At 50.2% G+C, this 18,398-nt stretch carries 18 protein-coding genes; 9 read left to right on the top strand and 9 right to left on the bottom strand.

What is annotated here, in order from left to right:
- Positions 1-7: 7 nt before the first annotated feature.
- Genes BLQ17_RS00620 through BLQ17_RS00610 form a run of 3 tightly spaced genes read left to right on the top strand, consistent with a single transcriptional unit; the run spans position 8 to position 2,541 of the window.
- The gene (locus BLQ17_RS00620; protein WP_092218723.1) at positions 8-1,105 is read left to right on the top strand and encodes an amino acid ABC transporter permease; all 1,098 of its coding nucleotides are present in this window, start codon (positions 8-10) and stop codon (positions 1,103-1,105) included.
- 56 nt (positions 1,106-1,161) lie between these two features.
- On the top strand, positions 1,162-1,917 hold the full coding sequence (locus BLQ17_RS00615; protein ID WP_092218721.1) for an amino acid ABC transporter ATP-binding protein: 756 nt from the start codon (positions 1,162-1,164) through the stop codon (positions 1,915-1,917).
- 15 nt (positions 1,918-1,932) lie between these two features.
- On the top strand, positions 1,933-2,541 hold the full coding sequence (locus BLQ17_RS00610; protein ID WP_092218719.1) for a DUF3786 domain-containing protein: 609 nt from the start codon (positions 1,933-1,935) through the stop codon (positions 2,539-2,541).
- A gap of 51 nt (positions 2,542-2,592) precedes the next feature.
- Here the strand turns inward: BLQ17_RS00610 and BLQ17_RS00605 are convergent, their stop codons facing one another.
- Entirely contained in the window at positions 2,593-2,994 is a 402-nt protein-coding gene (locus BLQ17_RS00605) for a hypothetical protein (protein WP_092218717.1), read from the bottom strand.
- A 229-nt stretch (positions 2,995-3,223) separates the two neighbouring features.
- Here BLQ17_RS00605 and BLQ17_RS22450 point away from each other — a divergent pair, with 229 nt between their 5' ends.
- Positions 3,224-3,385, top strand: coding sequence for a hypothetical protein (locus BLQ17_RS22450; RefSeq protein ID WP_176761020.1), 162 nt, complete (start codon positions 3,224-3,226; stop codon positions 3,383-3,385).
- A gap of 24 nt (positions 3,386-3,409) precedes the next feature.
- On the opposite strand, the gene BLQ17_RS00600 is transcribed toward BLQ17_RS22450, so the two are convergent.
- From BLQ17_RS00600 to BLQ17_RS00590, 3 genes are all read right to left on the bottom strand, one after another.
- The gene (locus BLQ17_RS00600; RefSeq protein ID WP_176761019.1) at positions 3,410-3,628 is read right to left on the bottom strand and encodes a MoaD/ThiS family protein; all 219 of its coding nucleotides are present in this window, start codon (positions 3,626-3,628) and stop codon (positions 3,410-3,412) included.
- Between the two features lie 240 nt (positions 3,629-3,868).
- A complete protein-coding gene (locus BLQ17_RS00595) occupies positions 3,869-6,145 on the bottom strand; it encodes a heavy metal translocating P-type ATPase (protein WP_245694907.1) in 2,277 nt (758 codons plus the stop codon).
- A 166-nt stretch (positions 6,146-6,311) separates the two neighbouring features.
- Complete coding sequence (locus BLQ17_RS00590) at positions 6,312-7,523, bottom strand: multidrug effflux MFS transporter (protein ID WP_092218711.1); 1,212 nt, start codon at positions 7,521-7,523, stop codon at positions 6,312-6,314.
- A gap of 444 nt (positions 7,524-7,967) precedes the next feature.
- Between BLQ17_RS00590 and BLQ17_RS00585 the strand changes: the two genes are divergently transcribed.
- On the top strand, positions 7,968-8,708 hold the full coding sequence (locus tag BLQ17_RS00585) for a methyltransferase domain-containing protein (protein ID WP_407919114.1): 741 nt from the start codon (positions 7,968-7,970) through the stop codon (positions 8,706-8,708).
- Here BLQ17_RS00585 and BLQ17_RS00580 read toward each other — a convergent pair.
- The 4 genes from BLQ17_RS00580 to BLQ17_RS00565 all read right to left on the bottom strand — a co-directional run bounded on the left by BLQ17_RS00580 (position 8,694) and on the right by BLQ17_RS00565 (position 12,430).
- Positions 8,694-10,370, bottom strand: coding sequence for an AarF/UbiB family protein (locus BLQ17_RS00580; protein WP_092218708.1), 1,677 nt, complete (start codon positions 10,368-10,370; stop codon positions 8,694-8,696). The two genes, BLQ17_RS00585 and BLQ17_RS00580, sit on opposite strands and share 15 nt — an antisense overlap.
- A 212-nt stretch (positions 10,371-10,582) precedes the next feature.
- Positions 10,583-11,368 (bottom strand): SDR family NAD(P)-dependent oxidoreductase, encoded by a 786-nt coding sequence (locus tag BLQ17_RS00575; RefSeq protein ID WP_092218706.1) that lies wholly within the window; start codon positions 11,366-11,368, stop codon positions 10,583-10,585.
- A 123-nt stretch (positions 11,369-11,491) separates the two neighbouring features.
- Positions 11,492-12,136, bottom strand: coding sequence for a hypothetical protein (locus tag BLQ17_RS00570; protein WP_092218705.1), 645 nt, complete (start codon positions 12,134-12,136; stop codon positions 11,492-11,494).
- 27 nt (positions 12,137-12,163) lie between these two features.
- Positions 12,164-12,430 carry a hypothetical protein gene (locus tag BLQ17_RS00565; RefSeq protein ID WP_092218704.1) on the bottom strand — a complete coding sequence of 89 codons (267 nt, stop codon included), beginning with the start codon at positions 12,428-12,430 and terminating at the stop codon, positions 12,164-12,166.
- A 377-nt stretch (positions 12,431-12,807) separates the two neighbouring features.
- Here BLQ17_RS00565 and BLQ17_RS00560 point away from each other — a divergent pair, with 377 nt between their 5' ends.
- The 4 genes from BLQ17_RS00560 (at position 12,808) to BLQ17_RS00545 (ending at position 16,620) form a co-directional block, all read left to right on the top strand.
- Complete coding sequence (locus tag BLQ17_RS00560) at positions 12,808-13,260, top strand: polyhydroxyalkanoate synthesis regulator DNA-binding domain-containing protein (protein ID WP_092218702.1); 453 nt, start codon at positions 12,808-12,810, stop codon at positions 13,258-13,260.
- 199 nt (positions 13,261-13,459) lie between these two features.
- Positions 13,460-14,461, top strand: a complete 1,002-nt coding sequence (locus BLQ17_RS00555) for a poly(R)-hydroxyalkanoic acid synthase subunit PhaE (protein WP_092218701.1) — start codon at positions 13,460-13,462, stop codon at positions 14,459-14,461.
- Complete coding sequence (gene phaC / locus BLQ17_RS00550) at positions 14,458-15,534, top strand: class III poly(R)-hydroxyalkanoic acid synthase subunit PhaC (RefSeq protein ID WP_092218699.1); 1,077 nt, start codon at positions 14,458-14,460, stop codon at positions 15,532-15,534. The genes BLQ17_RS00555 and phaC overlap by 4 nt, the downstream gene beginning before the upstream one ends.
- 27 nt (positions 15,535-15,561) lie before the next feature.
- On the top strand, positions 15,562-16,620 hold the full coding sequence (locus BLQ17_RS00545; RefSeq protein WP_092218697.1) for a GAF domain-containing protein: 1,059 nt from the start codon (positions 15,562-15,564) through the stop codon (positions 16,618-16,620).
- A 183-nt stretch (positions 16,621-16,803) separates the two neighbouring features.
- On the opposite strand, the gene BLQ17_RS00540 is transcribed toward BLQ17_RS00545, so the two are convergent.
- A complete protein-coding gene (locus BLQ17_RS00540; protein WP_143005402.1) occupies positions 16,804-18,336 on the bottom strand; it encodes a metal transporter in 1,533 nt (510 codons plus the stop codon).
- Between the last annotated feature and the right edge of the window lie 62 nt (positions 18,337-18,398).

Genomic DNA, 18,398 nt, shown 5'->3' with positions numbered 1-18,398 from the left:
GAAGAATATGGAAAAGACCCTACCTACGCAACCTGCAGAATTGGTAAAACCTCCGGCAACGGATATAGGCATCCTCGGGTGGCTCAAGGCAAATCTGTTTAACGGCTGGTTCAACTCACTACTGACGGTTATTGTCATCTACCTGATCTACCTGGCCGCCCCTTCTTTCATCCAGTGGGCATTTCTCGACAGTAGCTGGGCGGCCAACAGCGAACAGTGCAAGATGGCGGGCGCCGGTGCATGCTGGTCGGTGATCACGGCCAATATCCGCTTTATCCTGTTTGGCTTTTACCCCCACGACCTGCAGTGGCGGCCGCTGCTTGCAGTGGTTATCCTGGTGCTCCTCCTGGTATACAGCAGGAACCGCAGCCACTGGAGGAAATCCCTGTTCTACGGCTGGCTCGTCGGCCTGTTTGTCATGGGGCTTCTTCTCAAGGGAGGGCTTTTCGGCCTTGAGCCGGTGGAATCCAACAACTGGGGCGGATTACCGCTGACGCTGCTGCTGTCGGTATTCGGCCTTACGGCCGCCTACCCGGTGGGCATCCTCCTCGCCCTCGGGCGGCAGTCCAAAATGGCGGTTATAAAATCTTTCTGTGTGGTATATATCGAGCTTATCAGGGGGGTCCCGCTTATCAGCCTGCTGTTCATGTCGTCAGTGGTATTCCCCCTCTTTCTTCCCGAGGGGATGGTGATCAACAAGATCCTCCGGGCACAGGTGGCGATCATCCTTTTTACCGCAGCTTATATCGCCGAGGTGGTCAGGGGCGGCCTGCAGGGTCTCGACCGGGGACAATACGAAGCTGCCGAAGCGCTCGGCCTCAACTATTTCCAGACAATGCGGCTCATTATCCTGCCCCAGGCATTGAAGATTGTTATCCCGCCTTCGGTCAGTATCCTGATTTCCGCCTTCAAGGATACTTCCCTGGTGGTGATAATCGCCCTTTACGACCTGCTGAAAACGACCCAGACGACCCTTACCGACCCCAAGTGGATGGGGTATTCGGCCGAAGCGTACATTTTTGTTGCAATGATCTATTTCGTCTGCTGTTTCTTCATGTCGAATTACAGCAGGAAACTGGAAAGAGAACTGGACACGAGCAGATAAAACTCGACGACTTCACGTATCATTACCATATCAATACGCAACCGGGAACTAAACGGATGAACACTACGCAGACAGATAACAACGCCATAATTACCATTGACGATATGCATAAATGGTATGGAGACTTTCATGTCCTGAAAAACATCAACCTTACCGTTACAAGAGGCGAGCGAATAGTTATCTGCGGCCCTTCCGGATCAGGCAAGTCAACCCTGATACGGTGCATCAACCGCCTGGAAGAACACCAGCGCGGTTCAATCATAGTGGACGGTATAGAATTGACCAACGACTTGAAGAACATTGAAAAAATCCGGGCCGAAGTCGGCATGGTTTTCCAGCACTTCAACCTGTTTCCCCACCTTACGATTCTTGAAAACCTGACCCTCGGGCCGATATGGGTGCGCAAGACCCCGAAAAAAGAGGCTGAAGCGACGGCAATGTACTATCTGGAAAAAGTTCGTATCGCCGAGCAGGCGAAAAAATATCCCGGCCAGCTTTCCGGGGGCCAGCAGCAACGGGTCGCCATAGCCCGCAGCCTCTGCATGAAGCCCAACGTCATGCTGTTTGACGAACCGACATCCGCCCTTGACCCGGAAATGGTCAAGGAGGTGCTCGACGTCATGATCAGTCTTGCCAGGGACGGGATGACCATGCTGGTGGTCAGTCATGAGATGGGGTTTGCCAAGAGCGTGGCCCATCGGGTGCTCTTTATGGACGGCGGTGAAATTCTTGAGGAAAATGAACCCCACGCATTTTTCACCGCACCGCAACACGAGAGAACAAAGCTTTTTCTCAGTCAGATCCTTGAATAAATCGGGCGCGGTACGATGTCAATTATCGACGACAGCTATTTTCAGGAACTCTTGCAGTGTTCGCCAGAAACAACAGGACAGGACAAGAACTGTTATTTCGACCCTGTCACCGCAGCATGGCGAATAAAGGCCTGGGATCAGGAATACCTCATTTTACCTGGGACAAAAGAGATCCGGGCGGCATCTGCTGCGGCCCCGCCCATGCATGACTATTTCGGTGTATTTCTTCTCTATTATCTCCTGCGGACACAACCGGGACAATACAGCCACGAATGGATATCTGAAAAAGACCTTGCGGGAGGCCCGACATTTTTCCGGGGACCGCATGCGATCCCCACCTCGCAGATCAGCGACCTGTTTGCCAACGATCTCGATGCATTCAAGAAAAGGTGCACCGAGCTGCAGGGACAACCTATCAACCTTGCCGATGGCGCTTTTTCATTCACGATCGTTCCGGGTATCCGGGTAGCGGTCCTCTACTGGATCGGAGACGATGATTTCCCGGCCGAAGCCAGGGTGCTCTATGACCGATCCGTAGAGCAAATGCTCACCCTCGATGTCGTTTTCGCCCTGGCTGTGGAGGTCTGCCACCGAATCTCTCTTCCCGTGCGACAAAACAGGTAATATCGTAGCATCTTTCAAAACACATGCGATGCGCCATGCGGAGTTCTTGCCTTATCCACAGCCGCAGCCGCAACCTCCGCCGCAGCCGCCATGACCGACAGCACCGGCCAGTGCCCGGACAATTTCCCTGTTATCAGCGGTTGCAACATCGGCTATGGTGATAGCAAAACAGACGCTGCTGTCAGGTGTAATCGGTAGCTTCGTCTGGGCAAGCACAGGGACAAAGAGATGGCCGAAAAACTCTTTGGCACTCATCCCGGGCTCGCAGCAACATACCGACTCCCCTGCCTTCTTGTCAGCCAGGGCGACCTCAAACGGGGTCAGGCCCTCACTTCTAATAGAGTAGATGAAATCAAACGCAGCCGGTTTTTTCCTGCAACCACCATCTTCCCTGCCGCTTTTTTCAACAATCACCACACTCACTTTATTCATCGCTTTAATCTTCATCGCCATACTTTTTCGCTCCTCCCGGCTCCTGCCTCTGTTTGTTTTCACCAAACCATGATACCGATCGTTAAAAATTCAAGATGGGTGTCGGCGACCAGAACGTGGTTTTCGCAACCGCCAGGCGGGAGAAGATAGCGGCAGCACCTTTTTTATGTTGCAAATTTGCCAAATTTGCTACATTTTAGCTGTTAGTTATTTCTTAATCAAAACGGTACATAATACTATGGAAAAAAAGATGGAAAAAACGATAGAGCAGGAAAACGACCAGGTCCTCGTCTCAACAGCCGAAGCAACTCCAGAAAAACAGACCGTGACAGACACTATCGTAGACTGGGTAAAAAAACTCCTTGAATGGAATTACAAGGAGTATGGAACAAAGAAGAAGCCTCTCAAATAGGCAGGACCGATTTTGGCCCGCTGATCATCCGCCGGAGAGTGCGGGAAAGACCTCTATCTGGTCTCCATCCTCGATTCGGTCATCGGGCCGCAACACCGCGCCGCGACGAATGGCGAGCACGCTTTTCGTCCTTAAACCGCTATCTTGAACACACCGGGAAAAAACTTCTTCCCAGGAGGTTGGACAGTCAAGCTCCAACTCCACCATTCCCGGTTCAATGAGCTTAAAATTTATTTTTACCATTTTGTACCGCATTACTTCATAAATTTATTCCAGAAAACCTTGGCGTCATCGCTGATTAACCCCAAAATTTCCCAAAAATCAAGCCCTGGTTCAAATTCTATTTCATGTTCAGCCGGTTACCAGCCCTTTCACCGACTGTTTAAGAGAAAAGACGAATAGTGGATACGCTCAAGGCAAGGCCACTGCACCAGCCTGTTTGCCGAAATACCATATAACCGTCAGGCCCGGATCTGCCAGGGTTCACACCCGATATCGCTTTTCAGGCTGGTAAAAACGAAGCCTCAGCGCATTTGAGACAACCGATACGGAACTCAGCGCCATTGCCGCACCGCCAATCATCGGGTTCAGGGTCGGCCCCCCGAAAAGTGCAAGGACTCCTGCCGCCACGGGAATACCTATCACATTGTAGCCAAAAGCCCAGAACAGGTTTTGATAGATATTTTTCAAGGTGGCTCTGCTCAGGCCAATTGCCGACAGGACACCTTCGAGGCGTCCGCCCATAAGCACGATATCGGCAGACTCCATAGCCACGTCGATCCCGGTCCCCATGGCTATTCCGACGTCTGCCTGGGCAAGTGCGGGGGCGTCGTTTATGCCGTCGCCGACCATCGCCACCACATATCCCTTGAGCTGCAGACGCCTGACCTGTTCGGCCTTGTTTTCCGGAAACACTCCCGCAATGACCTCGCTGATACCGCTCTGCCTCGCAACCGCCCCGGCGGTCTCTTCATTGTCCCCTGTGAGCATCACCGTATGGATCCCAAGCGCATCGAGCCTGGCCACGATAGCTGCGGCCTCTTCTTTGAGCCTGTCAGCGACGGCCAGCGTAGCGCAGAATTTTCCATTTACAGCAAGATACAACACGGTTTTTCCTTGGTGTGAAAGTTCTGCTGCCTGGTGTGTCGCCGCCTGTGTGACACCGGAAACATTTTTTTCCTGCAGCAGTGAGTGGTTCCCCAAAAGCAGCTCATAGCTGTCATTTTGCACCAAAAGTGAAGCTTCTATTCCCTTTCCGGGCAGGGCAAGAAATGACTTGACGGCGGCTGGCTCATAGTTTTTTTCTGCAACCGTTGTCAGGATGGCTTGACCAATGGGATGCTCGGACCGGCTTTCGGCCCCGGCTGCCAGGCGAAGGACCATTTCTTCGCTGAGATCCGAATATAGCGCAATGTCGGTAATTTCCGGCTTGCCCGTAGTGAGAGTTCCGGTTTTGTCAAAAACCATGCAGCCCACATTCTTGGCACGTTCCAGGACCTCCCCGGTCTTCACCAAAATTCCCAGCTGCGCTCCCCGTCCGGTTCCGACCATAATCGAGGTCGGCGTAGCCAGCCCCATGGCACAGGGACAGGCGATTACCAGCACTGCTATAAATATTCTCAGGGAAAAACTGAAATCCGCCCCTCCGATAAAAAACCAACTGATTCCGGCAACCAGGCCGATAGCTATCACCGCCGGGACAAAATAGAGGCTGATTCTGTCGGCCAGCCCGGCTATGGGCGCCTTGGCACCCTGGGCGTCCTGAACCAGCTGGATAATGCGAGCCAGAACGGTATCATGGCCCACTTTTGTCGCTTTTAGGATCAACGTCCCGTTCTTGTTCAGGGTGCCGCAATAGACCTTGGCATCGGCCTTTTTACCCACCGGCATCGATTCTCCGGTCAACATTGACTCGTCGACGACACTGTTTCCCTCGACAACAACCGAGTCGACCGGAATACGCTCTCCGGGTCTTATCAGGATCCTGTCTCCCACCCGGATATCGGTAACCGCCACCACCTTTTGCTTTTCTCCGACCAGCAGGATCGCCCGGTCCGGTGCCAGCTCCATGAGACCGCGTATGGCCCCCGTTGTCTTGAATTTAGACCTAGCCTCCAGGTATTTTCCAAGAGAAACAAGAGCGATAAGCATTGCCGCAGCCTCGTAGTAGAGATCATGGGCAAGATGGACGTCACCAATCACCGCGATTTCCACCAGGTTCCAGGTGGAATAGACAAAGGCTGCGCCGGTGCCGATGGCAATAAGCGAATCCATGTTCGGCACGCCGCGAAAAAGGGCCGGCAGCCCATTGAGATAAAAATTCCGTCCCAGGTAGAGAACCGGGAGAACAAGCAGGAACTGAACCAGACCGTAACGCAGAGGCGCAAGGTCCGGGTCAAATATCCTGGGCAGCTGCAACCCGACCATAGGTCCCATGGAGAGCACCATGATCGTTATGGCCAAGACAAATTCCGGCAACAGCCTAGCTTTTATCCTCAGCAGCTCACTCCCGGCTTCTTCAAGCTTTTGACCGTGGTCTTGCTCTGCCGCCTCTTCTGCGTGGAATCCGAGGCCGGAAATGCGATCGGCAATAGTTGTAACGGATGTCAGTGCCGGGTCAAAGGCAATTAACGCTTTCTGGGTTGCCAGATTTACCGAACACTGGTCCACGCCCTCCATATTGCTGACCACCCGTTCAATTCGGCTTGAGCATGCGGCGCAATGCATACCGGTAATGTTGACCTTGATACTTTTATGCAAGACTATTCTCCTGTATGGCCTGGCCATGAAAAATAAGAGTTGTTAAGACCATAGCATCAACATAAGCATCGAAACCACCCATTGAAAGGGAGAGCGGTACAGCTTTAAAAAAGGGACAACACATAAAGAAACACCAAAGCCGGTATTCGGACGCCTCCCCGCCGGATCACAAGACATAACGGTCAACCGTTTCGGCCTGTTTTCGCTGTGCGCCAAAAAGCAGAATGAGCGAAAACAGCGCACCAACAACCAGCACAGAGATAAGGACATAGAGGGTATTGTCATAAAATCGCCCGCAGCTCACCGATATCGCCACGGCAACGATACTGGATACAGCGGAGACCAGTGAAGCTCCAAGACCGGCGACACCTCCCAGCGGCTGCATGGCCAGCGCGGTGAGGTTGGAAAACAACAACCCGAGAAAAAACATCAAGGTATAGCAGCCGATCATGAACAGGGAAAACGACACCACCCCGTCTTCACCACCAAAGAAAAAAAATCCGCCCAACAGCACAAGACCGATAAGCGCGACAAGACAGAGACGGTGCATACCGTATTTGAAAACCAGCCTGCTGTTTAGCAGGGCGGCAGCGCCAAACCCGGTGGACAAGATGGCAAAATAGAGAGGAAAACTCTTGTCTTTCCCGTAGATTTGCGCAAACATCGCCTGAGATGTACTCAGGTAGAGCAGAAGAATGCCGAAAATAAGACCGGCGGTTGTCGCATAACAGCTCACTGACCGGTTACTAAGGATCAGCAGGGAAGTTCTCAAAACTGGCCCGACCCGAATCCTGGTCCTTTTTTCCGGCGGCAGCGTTTCCGGTTGACAAACCATGATCCATGCCGTCGAACAGACCGCGACAACAAGTAAAAAGAGGAAAACCACCCGCCATCCCCACAGGGATGCGATACCTTGTCCCAGGGCCGGAGCAACCATCGGAATACAGATGAAGACAGTCAGGATAAAGGAGAACACCCTCGCCATGGGGTTTCCGGAGAATTGGTCGCGCACCATGGCCCGTGATATGATCTTCGGACCGGAGACCCCTACTCCCTGGATGATCCGTCCTCCAAGCAGCAGTTCCAAACTTGGCGCAAACATGGAAAGAAGAGTGCCGCAGCAGTAAATCACCACCCCGACCAGGAGACAGTTTTTCCTTCCTATGGCGTCAGAGAGAGGGCCAAAAAACAGTTCTCCGAAAAACATTCCGAAAATAAAGAGGGTGATTACGAGCTGCAAATCGTTTGGATCTTCGACCTGCAATGATTGCCCGATATGGGGCAGTGCGGGCAGCATGGCATCCATGCTCAACGCCACCAGTGAAGTGATTGCAACAACTCTTAGAATAAAACCTGCAGAAGATCGTTCGCTGTTCATAACATTTAGACTCGCCAAGCAACAATACCAACGAGACCCGTGACATCATAGACACGGGGCACCATCTGCACATATCGCGGAAACCGCAGCAGCTAACCAAACTGAAGCAAGTCCGCTGTTAAGCAGATAACGCGCTACAGTAACATAACCAGCACCGTAACCACACCCAAAACGAGAGGTGATGGCAGGTGCGGGAAATATACCCCCAAACAGGAAAAAATAGTTCGCAAATCAGGTGGGTATCGGGGTACAATAGAACATATGTCACATTGTAGCACACAGTTGTAACAAATTGTATTTTCACTTTTACCACGACCAGAGATGACAAATAAAGATCGGTGTCTGCTCGGATCTTCCGGCTGACAGGTGGAACAACCTGGTGGTCACCAGGTAATAACGGACATCCTGCCGACAGGGGGAGAAAACCCTTCTAGCGGCACGCCTATCTCTTCAACAGAGGTTGCACGGATACGAAGTGCAATAAAAGAAAAATATAAGAACGTTTCCCGCACCGCCGCCGGCTTCTTTAAATATCCGGTGGGCAGGGAGGGGGCTAAAAACCTCGGATACAGAGATGCGATTGTTGATTGCGCTCCCGATTATCTTGTTGAAAGTTTCTGTGGTGTCGGCAATCCGTTTCTTCCGGGTCCCATAAAATGCGGTTCGACGGTGCTCGATATCGGCTGCGGAGCCGGCTTCGACATGTATGTCGCCGCATCCTTCACCACCATGTCAGGAACCGTGGAAGGGGTGGATTTGACCGGCGAGATGGTTGCCAAGGCCCGCAAGAACCTGCAAAATCTCGGTCTTGACAACTGCAGAGTCCACCTTGTTGACACCGAAGTCCTGCCCTTTGACGACGAACGTTTCGACACCGTTATTTCCAATGGAGCGATCAATCTTTCCCCATATAAAGACAAGTTGTTCGATGAAATATTCAGGGTCCTCAAGAACGGAGGTCGGCTGCAGTTTGCAGATATCATCCTCGATAAGGATCTCCCGCCGGAGGTTAAGAAAAGCTCGCAGGCATGGTCGGAATGAATTGGCGGCGCGATCCCTGGACGGGATCAGCTCAACCTTCTTGAAAACGCGGGATTCAAAGAGACAAGACTTGTCGCGTTTACGCCGGTGAAAACTTCCTTGTACACCGTTGGGGCAATTTTTTCGGCTTTAAAAGAACGGTAGAATCGATGCGACGAACTGCATCTGGGTCTTCTGCAGCCAACGGCCATAAGCGGCGAGCTCATCCTGGTATCCTAACGACGAGCTAAGCGAAAGCCTGGCGACCTCCTCATTGGTCAACAGGCTCCGATACTCACTTCTTTTTTCCAGGAGGGGAACAAACATATTGGTTATCCGCCTAGGCATCTCCTCGATCAAGACTTCACCAAGATAGGTCTTCATGGCCTGTTCCATGGAAAACGATGGACAAAAATCGATCAGTACGCCTTCAAGTGTAAAAAGTGCTTTCCTGAACAGAATAAGATCTCCCGGGAAAAGTATTCCCTCAAAAGTCAGCCGTTCGAGCAACCGGAAACTTTTTTGAAGCGGATCGGCGCAGAATTTCTCCGACCGAAAAAATGAAGCAACAATATGTTTTATCTCCCCGGGTGAAACGGGGCTTTTCGCCAGTCGTGTCATGGCACTGATTGATCGGCTCAGATCCGCCACCTCACCCGTTGCAGCAGCGAGCATCATCGCAGCAATGTTTATGCGAAGCGGCCTTCCAAGTCGCCCGACCAGCGTCCAGTCGATAACCACTACTATCGGACCGACCTTATCATCTTCAACCACCAGAAGATTCCCCGCATGGGGATCACCGTGAAAAAGAGAACTTTCCTCATGGCTAAAAAGAGGAACGCAGACAAGTGCAGTAAAGAGCCTGCAGGCAAGGTGCAGCCGCTCACCCGGTGAAAGCCGCACCTCAGTTATCTTTCTTCCCCTGATTCTCTGCATGCCTGTCATGGCGGAAGAACGGAATGCTGTGAGTTCGGGCACCGATACCCGATCCAGGCTCCGGTAAAGTTTTGCCGCCTCACTCAGATTTTTTTGTTCGGCAACCAGGTCCGTTTCCTTTTCCAGCGCTTCCCGCAACTCGGAACACAATCCCGACACCCGCATCAGCCCCAGCCCGTATCTTGCCTTGTTACTTTCCAGGTGTTTTGCCATCCGGCCGATGACCTGCAGCTCTTCTTCCACCATCTCCCTGACGGCTGGTTTCAAAACCTTAAAGACACCATCCACCTGCTTGTTTTTCGCCTTCTGATGCCAGCAAAACGGCAAAACAGCAGCCACACTCGCCTCGGCCAGAATCGTGGTGCCAAGTTCCAGATGGCCCGAATGGCCGAGCCGATCCCACTCCCGTTGGACATGGTTCCTGACTGCGCCAATAGATGCCTTGCTGCCGCTGTCCTCAAGGCTTGCAAGCCAGCCATGCAATAACGAATGGCCCGGATGATGGCGTGCCACTATCTGTCCCAGTTTGTGCAGTGTCGGAAAGTGCATCGCAAGATTGACGCAACGTTCGGCAACGGGACAATCTGTCTTGAGCAGGGCCTGGTCAAGAAGTGCTTTTTGCAGACGGGGGACGGAGAGAAGGGAAAGAAACATGGTGACACCGTCCCGAACTAATAATTCGTAACGCTTAAGCGACCCCGGCAAGGCGTTTTCCGGTTTCGCCAGGGCCACCAGCAGGGAAGCGGCGAGGCGACAAAATTTCTCCTCCCCCCTGTTTTGTGCAAAATTACCTATCGCCTTTTCACAGACACTGCGATCAATGACACCTGTTCCCGATTGACAAAACCGCCCCAGGAGCTGTTTGAGCTGCATGATCTCTTGCTTTTCCATAAAAGCGTCGCAACCGGATTATCCCGCATTTTTCATAACAGCATCATACGTTTTCAAGAAAATGTATCAATAACTGGAGCCGAGAACAGATAGATATATTCGACGGTCAACAGCTATCAGGGGCAACGGTAAATATTTATCGCTCGGCAATGGCCCGGCGGCTAGACCGGCGGTGAATCCACCGGTCTAGCCGACAATGACCCTGGTGTCTGTCACCCCCTTGATCCAAGGCGAAGGCCGCCGTTAATGAAAAACGTCTCTCCGGCAAGAGCTTCATTTTTATAAATATCGCAAACCAGGACAGCCACCTCCTCAGGCTCGATGAGTCTGCCTATAGGTATATCACCGAGAACCCTGTCCAGTGCTTTCTGATTCATGTTTTTTACCATGGGGGTTCCCACATACCCGGGAGCTACTGCCGCACAGCGGATTTTATCGGCCAGTTTTCTCCGGAAGAATTCAGCCGTCAAAACCTTGGGAATGACGCTCATTGCCGCTTTGGTGGACGAATAGTTTATCTGGCCGGCCGTTCCCAGCGAACCTGTTGAGGAAACTAAACAGACCAGCCCCCGACACTCATGATTGACCATCTGCTCGACACACTCCCTGACAGTGAGGAAGACGCCGGTAAGATTAATATCAATTACCTTCTTAAAATCCTCCAGCGGCATTTTACTGGTCACCTTACCTGATTCCCTGTCGACAGAGACCATCATCCCATCTTTTATGATACCGGCAAATGGCGCCACGAGATTGATCCGGCCGTATTGTTTTATGGCAAATTCGGCAAGCGCCCCATTGTCCTCTTCAGATGTTACGTCGCAGACAAAAGTTACAGCATCATCACCGAGCTGCTCCTGGGCACGACCAAGCGCATCACCATCGATATCGGCAATCACCACCTTACCGCCCGAGGCAATCCAATGCCGGGCCAAGGCGAGTCCTATTCCGCCGCTTCCCCCGGTTATAACGGCAACCGCCCCCTGAATATCAAGCATATTTCTTCTCCTGAAGTTTCAACAACTCCTCATACTTGTTCCATAAACGCACTTGGGTGCATACGCCACAGTAGTACTGAAGGAATATGCACTCTTGCAACTGCTGGTTTACAAAGCGATACGTTATTTATCACCGGCTACCGGTTTTTGTATTTTTTCCGCACCGCCGGCCAACACCCCGGCCGCTTCAGAAGCTGTCTTCTTATCTGCGGCTACAGCAACAATGGTGCCTGCCGCGTTGTTTACCGCAGGAGTCTCTTTTATCTTTTGCTCTTTATTTTTCGTCTCTACAGCCGCACTATCAGCTTCATTTATTTTTTTGACACTGATGCCGGTTTTTTTTCTGTCTGGCTCTGCCTTGGAGGAACCGACGGCTGTTTTTTTGCTGCCGGCGGAGACTTTGGCTTGCCCGGTCTTGGCCCTGCCAGATTTCTTTTTACTGTTTACCCCAGGCTTGGCCGGATTGTTTTTTTTGGGTGATGTCTTCACCTCTTCGTCCTTGCTTTTTTCGGTACCGGGAAAAAGCTTTTCCGCTTCGGAATATCCTCTGTCGAAAAGCGATCTTACACTGGAGGTCGTCTGCTGCAAGCCTTTGCTCCAGTAGAGACACCCATCCTTACCAAACTTCGGCAGCCACGGACACTTCTCCAGGGTATTTTCAAGCAGCTTCCCTGAGTTGTCCTGCATAACTTCAAGCAGATCGAAAGCATTATCCGATGCCGTTTTCTGATATTTGAGCAACCTGGAATAACAATCTCTGTTCACCATCTTTACTGTTCCCCTTACTAAACAAGATTACTTACGGGATTGCGCCGCCACCTGCTCCCACTTTTCGAACCCTTCTACCATCAACTTTCTGCAATCTTCCCTGCTTTTCTTCATCAGGGAAAGAGTATCGATCAGCGGTTTTTTATTATCCTCCGTCATCCACGGAAATTGACGCCAAAAACCGTTAACCATATTCTCTGAATAGTCCTGCAAGACATCCATGGTGGTAAAGGTGTTCTCAAACACTGCCTTGTTAAAACTGATCATCTGGTTGGTGATTTTCTGGTATTCCATTTTTTCTCCATCGATATGATTTATACTTGCACAATAAACCCTTCGGCCATTACCTAAAAAGTGGTGTCCCCGATGCAACAATATGATTATGTACCTAGGCAAAACTGTTGTCAACCTGATTTTTGTGCATTGCACAATCATCGCACACAAAATCACAACCAGAAAAATCAGCCTCTAGATGCCTTTCTATTTACAATTACCTTACTTCTTTCATACCACTCTGTTCTCTTTGACAGAATTAATGTTGCAGTGTAACATTAATCGAATGGTGGTATAATACCATTGTGATACAGGCAAAAAACAAGACAAGTACCAACCGTTTCTCCGCTCTTGAAGAGCGAGGGGAAATAAAACGGTAAAGCTGGAAGGAAGAGACTGTGGCAAACATCATATACATTAAAAAATACCCCAACAGAAGGTTATACAACACTAATACCAGCAGCTACATCACGATCAGCGACGTAGCCGACCTCATCAAGCAGGGATTCAGGGTGCAGGTCACCGATGTGACCACGGATTACGATGTCACCGCCCTGGTTCTGACCCAGATCATCATGGACAAGGCAAAGAAAAACCAGGAATTGCTCCCAGTCTCCCTGCTGCATCTGGTAATCCAGTTCGGAGAAAACCTGCTGCATGATTTTTTCGACAAGTACCTGGAGAAAACCATGGAAAGCTATCTGGTCTACCGAAAGAATATGGACGATCAGGTTAATGCCTATCTTGATATGGGCATGGATTTTTCCAGTCTGGCGGAAAAAACCCTCCGTGATATTGAAGCAATGAATGTCTTCAGTGAATCCTATAAAAATTTTACCAGGAAGAAGTAATTTTCATTCATGCCTCCCAGGCGAACCCTCCGTTATGAAGCCCTTACGCAAACCAGCGCCACACTCAACCGGAACCTTACACCTCGCCGTGGCAGGAGCCCCCCCTGCCCGCCCTTTTACCAAAAAGTCTGACAGGAATTTGACAGGATAAAAACATTCTACTGAACCCGGCTACCAGCAAAAACCGAAGGAGTTGATCATGGGGGACACCGATACCCAGCAAAATGCCAGCGACATAACCAGTCTCTTTGAAACATGGATAAAAACCACCAAACTGTTCTGGCATGATTTTTCAGCAGAAAAGACGAACAGCGAAAAACAAACCTCTCAAACCGTCCACCCCGGTTTCCATGAGGAAAAAATACGGGACGAGGAACACAAAGCCTACCGCAGCTGGGAGAGTGCAACCAACAATTTCCTGTTGTTTCTGCAATACATGACAACACCGGAAAACCGGGAGGTGATTATGAAGAGCGGGGCCACCTTTGCAGATGCACTCATGCATGCGGCTACTGATTCTTTTGAAAACCTGACGTCCTTCCACAATCAGCTGCTGCAGGTTTTTGCCAAGATAAATAAACACAGCACATATAACTTTGATGATCTTGACCATGGTTCCTTTGAATCGTTTCGAGAGCTGTACAGAACGGAAATTCAGAAATATCTGCAGATACCCAAGATAGGGCTGCCAAGAGAGTACCAGGAGCGAATCTCCCGTTTTGTCGACAGATCTTCTCTTTTCAATTCCCATCTCGCCGAACTGCTCTACCTCTTTGCAATTCCACTGGAAAAAGCCAACAGGACAATGCAGGATAAAATTAATGAGATGATCGAGCGGGGTGAGCTATCGGAAGATCTCCAGGAAGGCTATAAGGAATGGGTAAAGATCCTTGAAGGATATTACATGGAGTTGCTGAAGTCCTCTGAGTATACCCATGCTCTCAATGATACCATCCAGTCCCTGGCCATGTATAAGGAAGCCAAGGATGACGTTGCCGCCGTTATGCTCAAAGAGCTGCAGATACCGACCAACAAGGAGATGGACGAAGTTTACAAAGATCTGTATCAGATGAAAAAAACGGTGAACGCTCTGCGCACCGAAGTTATAGAGCTTAAAAAGATGCTGCAGGAAAAATCTCCCGCGGCGCCTGTCGAGGAAAACTTGTCAGAGACCTATAGCAAAAAAGGAGAGGCAAGATGAGCCAGGTAGAAATACCTGTCGATCTTATCCTGCAGAAGATCGACGAAGAAAGGCATGCTGCTACGAGTAAGCTGAAAAAAGGGTTTGGCGTCCTGACCGGCGAACTTGACACGGACATCTCCACAACCCCCTATGAAACAGTCTACAGTGAAGACCGGGTAAAGCTGAAGCACTACATCCCCGAAAAAATAAGATGCCGGACGCCCTTGGTTATTATCTATGCATTGATTAATCGTGAAACCATGCTGGACCTCCAGCCGGGCCGAAGCGTCGTGGAACTGCTGCTCAAAGAAGGGATCGAGGTATACATGATCGACTGGGGTTACCCCACCAGAAAGGATCAATATCAAACCATCGACGACCATGTCAACGGATATATTGCCAATATCGTAGAACATATCTGCGCCGCAAAAGAGGTGGATAAGGTCAATATCATGGGCATCTGCATGGGCGGCGTCTTTTCCATCATATACACCGCCCTGCATCCCCACAGGGTTCGCAATCTGGTGACGACGGTCACTCCCACCAATTTCGAGACAGACAAGGGATTGCTGAACGTCTGGATGAAACAGACCGATGCGCAGGTTCTGGGCGACGCCTACGCGAATATGCCCGGAGATATCATGAATCTGGGTTTTCTGCTACTCAACCCGGCACGGCTGATGATAGATAAATATGTTGGTTTTCTCCAGAATATCGATGACAAAAACTACATTGAGAACTTTATCCGCATGGAGAAATGGATATTCGACAGCCCGGATGTCCCGGCGGCAACGTTCAAGCAGTTCATCGTCGACTTTTACAAGAAGAACCTCCTCATACAGTCCCGGCTGGAGATAGGCGGCAAACGCGTCGACCTTAAAAAAATCACCGTACCGATTCTTAATTTTTACGGTCAATTCGACCACCTCGTCCCGCCCGAAGCCTGCGACCGGTTCACATCGGAAATCGGCTCAACAGACAAGGAAGACATCTGTTTAAAGACAGGCCATATCGGCATCTACGTCAGCTCGAAATGTCAAAAAGAATTCGTTCCAAAGATTGCCCATTGGTTGTCACAACGGGACAACTAGTACTCTATACGCCACGGAGATCTAAAAATGCCCCAGATAGAATATTATTTCAAAGTTTTCTGCAAAATAAGCGAAGCCATCCAGACACAGCCGGACCGGGAGGCAATACTCAAGCTCATCGTCGAAAGTGCTGCCGAGGCGATGAACGCCAAGGCCTGCTCCCTATTCATGATCAAAAGCACCAAAGAGCCGGATGAACCGTTTTACCCGGTGGCCAATACAGGTCTTTCCGAATCCTATATCCACACCGGCCTTTCATCGCACAAAATAGACAGTATCAGGGAGACCCTGGTAAAGGATGGCTACCTTATATCCAGAGACGCAACAACCGACCCGCGTCTTGAAAATCATGAGATCAAAAAACGCGAAGGCATCGCATCTCTACTGGTTGTGCCGGTAAAAGCTGAAAGAAAACCAATCGGCGTTCTAGCCCTCTATACCGCCGACAGCAGGGACTTTTCCAAACCGGAAATAGATTTTCTGGCAGCGCTGGCAAATCAGGGGGGGCTCGCCATTGTCCGCGCCCACAAGGATTACCGCATCAAACGCGATATCGGATTGTTCGCTGCGCTGTCAGAACACTTGAGTTCGTCTCTTGACATCAGGGAGGTGCTCAAAATGATGACCTCGGAAATCGCCGGGGCCATTGAACTGAAAGGAGTTACCATCAGACTTCTCGACAACGGCAGCAACGAGCTGAAGCTGGTGTCAAGCTATGGTCTCAGCGACAAATATCTGCACAAGGGGCCCATCTCGGCAACAAGAGAAAAAGCGTTTTTCGAAAAGAAAGTAGAGTATATAGAAGATGTGCAGGAACAAAACGATATTGATTACAAAAAAGAGAGGATCGAGGAAGGCATTACCTCCATGCTGCATCTCCCCATTACCATAAAGGGCAACACCATCGGCTTGATGGGGCTATACGCCACCAGGAGAAGATCGGTATCCGAGGATGACATCAAGCTGGCCAGGTCGATTGCCACCCAATGCGGCCTTGCTATCCACAACGCATCCATGTACCTCCAGCTTAAAGAGGAAAAAAAGAGCCTGGAAGAAGAAATCTGGGGTCACAAATCCTGGTTCTGAAGAAAAACATCGATCGTCCCATGACGAATCATGCCGGAAAACGCACAAATAAAGCACTAGGAAAATTTTTCAAAACTTTTGCATTTTCCACAAAAGCAGATTGTCCGGGGTGGTGTTAACGGTAATGGTATATGACGAGAGCTGATGCGACTGCAGCTGCCATATCATTTCCAACCTGCACCTTCATTGTTTTTGCCCATTTTTCGAAAGGTCAAGCTGAAACCTGACAGGCCCCCTGTAGTTTTCTTTGCCAAAGACACTGTCAAGCGCACAGCTTGAATTGGGGTCGGACCAGGACGTGGCAATGGCGACATGCCCTTTTGGAAAAGGGGTTACCTCGATATCGATATAGTCACAAGGAGCCAGGGCGACCTCTTTTTCGACAAGGTCATCATCTTCCCCATAACAGAGGAGCCAGGTAATATTTTTTTCTTTTAATGCCTTTAAGTTGAGACTCTTGCCAAACAGCCGTACCGGAAGAGTGCCGTCATCATCTATCGGCACATTGTAGGAAAGATAACTCATTTCGGTTACGGCCATTGGCAGGTCGGATCGCTCGTTGGCAAGCCAGTAGTTGATAGCCGCGACTGTTTTATTTTTGATACCGCCCCGCTTACTGTTTCCGCCGTCAAGCATCATCATGTCGTTTAAAAGAGCAATAAGCGGCCCCGACGTTTCAATACTCTTCAGTTTGTAAATCCACCCCATCAGTTCACCGTCGGCAATCCTGTTACCGTTGTCAAGGACTTTAGTACCGTAAGCCAGGTCGTTAAACTCCTTGGGCAGGCTTTTTAAAAACGTACCAAGCCCCTTGCTCCGAGTTCCGTCCATTGGCGCCACACAGGTGATGAAAGCATCCACCAGGCCATCCAGTTCTCCGGAAAGGATATTGCACAAGGATGAATAACCACCCTGGCAGTAACCATTCAAGGTAACCGGCAAACCGTGACGTTGCTTTATCTTTTCACAGAAATAACGGGTATCTCGCGCGTTATCCTCAAGAGTCATAGTCTGCACTGCCGGAGTTTCGTGAATATCCTTCATCAGCCGGATATAGGTCGGAATCGATCTGTTGGCAAAGGCGTGGGCATAACTTTTGTGTTCACCCGGAAGAAATCCAAGAATATTTCCACCAAGCACGAACGGGGGAATAATGAGCACCGGCTTCAGGCTGTTATCGACTTCTACATGGTCCCTGTTTGGTTTGGTCTGGTAGAGATAATACCTGTCCGTTTCCGCAATCAGACTTTCCGGATCCCTTTCAAAATGAAAACCGTACTCATTTTCGATATCCAATATCGCCTGGGGATACTCGACAACAACCCGATGCAGTACCTCCTCATTTTTCAGAAAATACTCATCAAGGGTTTTATCTGTATTACCATTCAAGGTAGCAAGCAAAGCGTCATGGAACCTGGCGCTCTCTTTTTTATTGTAGTTTTCCAGCACGTTAACACATCCCTGGGCATAACGGGTGAACAACGCGACATTAAAGTTCAACAGATCGTAATACGCGGTAAAATTCTGCTGCGGCGTCCTGGTGAGAACTCGCTCGACTTCAACCTTGTTGAAAATCCTGATTGCATTTAACAGCGGCAGGAGAAAGTCATCGCCGTAGCTTGCCAACCCCTCGGTGAGATACTTGGCGGCGACGATCTGGGAGAGCAGAATTTTATTTATCCGAGCAAGCGATATATGATTATCGTTCATATTCATATAGGAGGGCAGGTAAGTGCAGAAGCCCCGCACACAAACTCCACGGAGCCCCCAACACATTG

The organism is Desulforhopalus singaporensis (assembly GCF_900104445.1).
GTDB classification, from domain to species: domain Bacteria; phylum Desulfobacterota; class Desulfobulbia; order Desulfobulbales; family Desulfocapsaceae; genus Desulforhopalus_A; species Desulforhopalus_A singaporensis.
Note: the sequence above shows the minus strand (reverse complement) of the source record. Positions and strands in the feature narration are given on the sequence as shown.

Excerpts from the sequence above, each read along its gene's own strand:
- BLQ17_RS00555 (WP_092218701.1), top strand. The coding sequence starts at position 13,460 with ATGGGGGACACCGATACCCAGCAAAATGCCAGCGACATAACCAGTCTC.
- phaC (WP_092218699.1), top strand. The coding sequence starts at position 14,458 with ATGAGCCAGGTAGAAATACCTGTCGATCTTATCCTGCAGAAGATCGAC.
- BLQ17_RS00590 (WP_092218711.1), bottom strand. The coding sequence starts at position 7,523 with ATGAACAGCGAACGATCTTCTGCAGGTTTTATTCTAAGAGTTGTTGCA.
- BLQ17_RS22450 (WP_176761020.1), top strand. The coding sequence starts at position 3,224 with ATGGAAAAAACGATAGAGCAGGAAAACGACCAGGTCCTCGTCTCAACA.
- BLQ17_RS00615 (WP_092218721.1), top strand. The coding sequence starts at position 1,162 with ATGAACACTACGCAGACAGATAACAACGCCATAATTACCATTGACGAT.
- BLQ17_RS00575 (WP_092218706.1), bottom strand. The coding sequence starts at position 11,368 with ATGCTTGATATTCAGGGGGCGGTTGCCGTTATAACCGGGGGAAGCGGC.
- BLQ17_RS00570 (WP_092218705.1), bottom strand. The coding sequence starts at position 12,136 with ATGGTGAACAGAGATTGTTATTCCAGGTTGCTCAAATATCAGAAAACG.
- BLQ17_RS00545 (WP_092218697.1), top strand. The coding sequence starts at position 15,562 with ATGCCCCAGATAGAATATTATTTCAAAGTTTTCTGCAAAATAAGCGAA.
- BLQ17_RS00540 (WP_143005402.1), bottom strand. The coding sequence starts at position 18,336 with ATGAATATGAACGATAATCATATATCGCTTGCTCGGATAAATAAAATT.
- BLQ17_RS00565 (WP_092218704.1), bottom strand. The coding sequence starts at position 12,430 with ATGGAATACCAGAAAATCACCAACCAGATGATCAGTTTTAACAAGGCA.
- BLQ17_RS00600 (WP_176761019.1), bottom strand. The coding sequence starts at position 3,628 with ATGGTAAAAATAAATTTTAAGCTCATTGAACCGGGAATGGTGGAGTTG.
- BLQ17_RS00620 (WP_092218723.1), top strand. The coding sequence starts at position 8 with ATGGAAAAGACCCTACCTACGCAACCTGCAGAATTGGTAAAACCTCCG.
- BLQ17_RS00605 (WP_092218717.1), bottom strand. The coding sequence starts at position 2,994 with ATGGCGATGAAGATTAAAGCGATGAATAAAGTGAGTGTGGTGATTGTT.
- BLQ17_RS00580 (WP_092218708.1), bottom strand. The coding sequence starts at position 10,370 with ATGGAAAAGCAAGAGATCATGCAGCTCAAACAGCTCCTGGGGCGGTTT.
- BLQ17_RS00610 (WP_092218719.1), top strand. The coding sequence starts at position 1,933 with ATGTCAATTATCGACGACAGCTATTTTCAGGAACTCTTGCAGTGTTCG.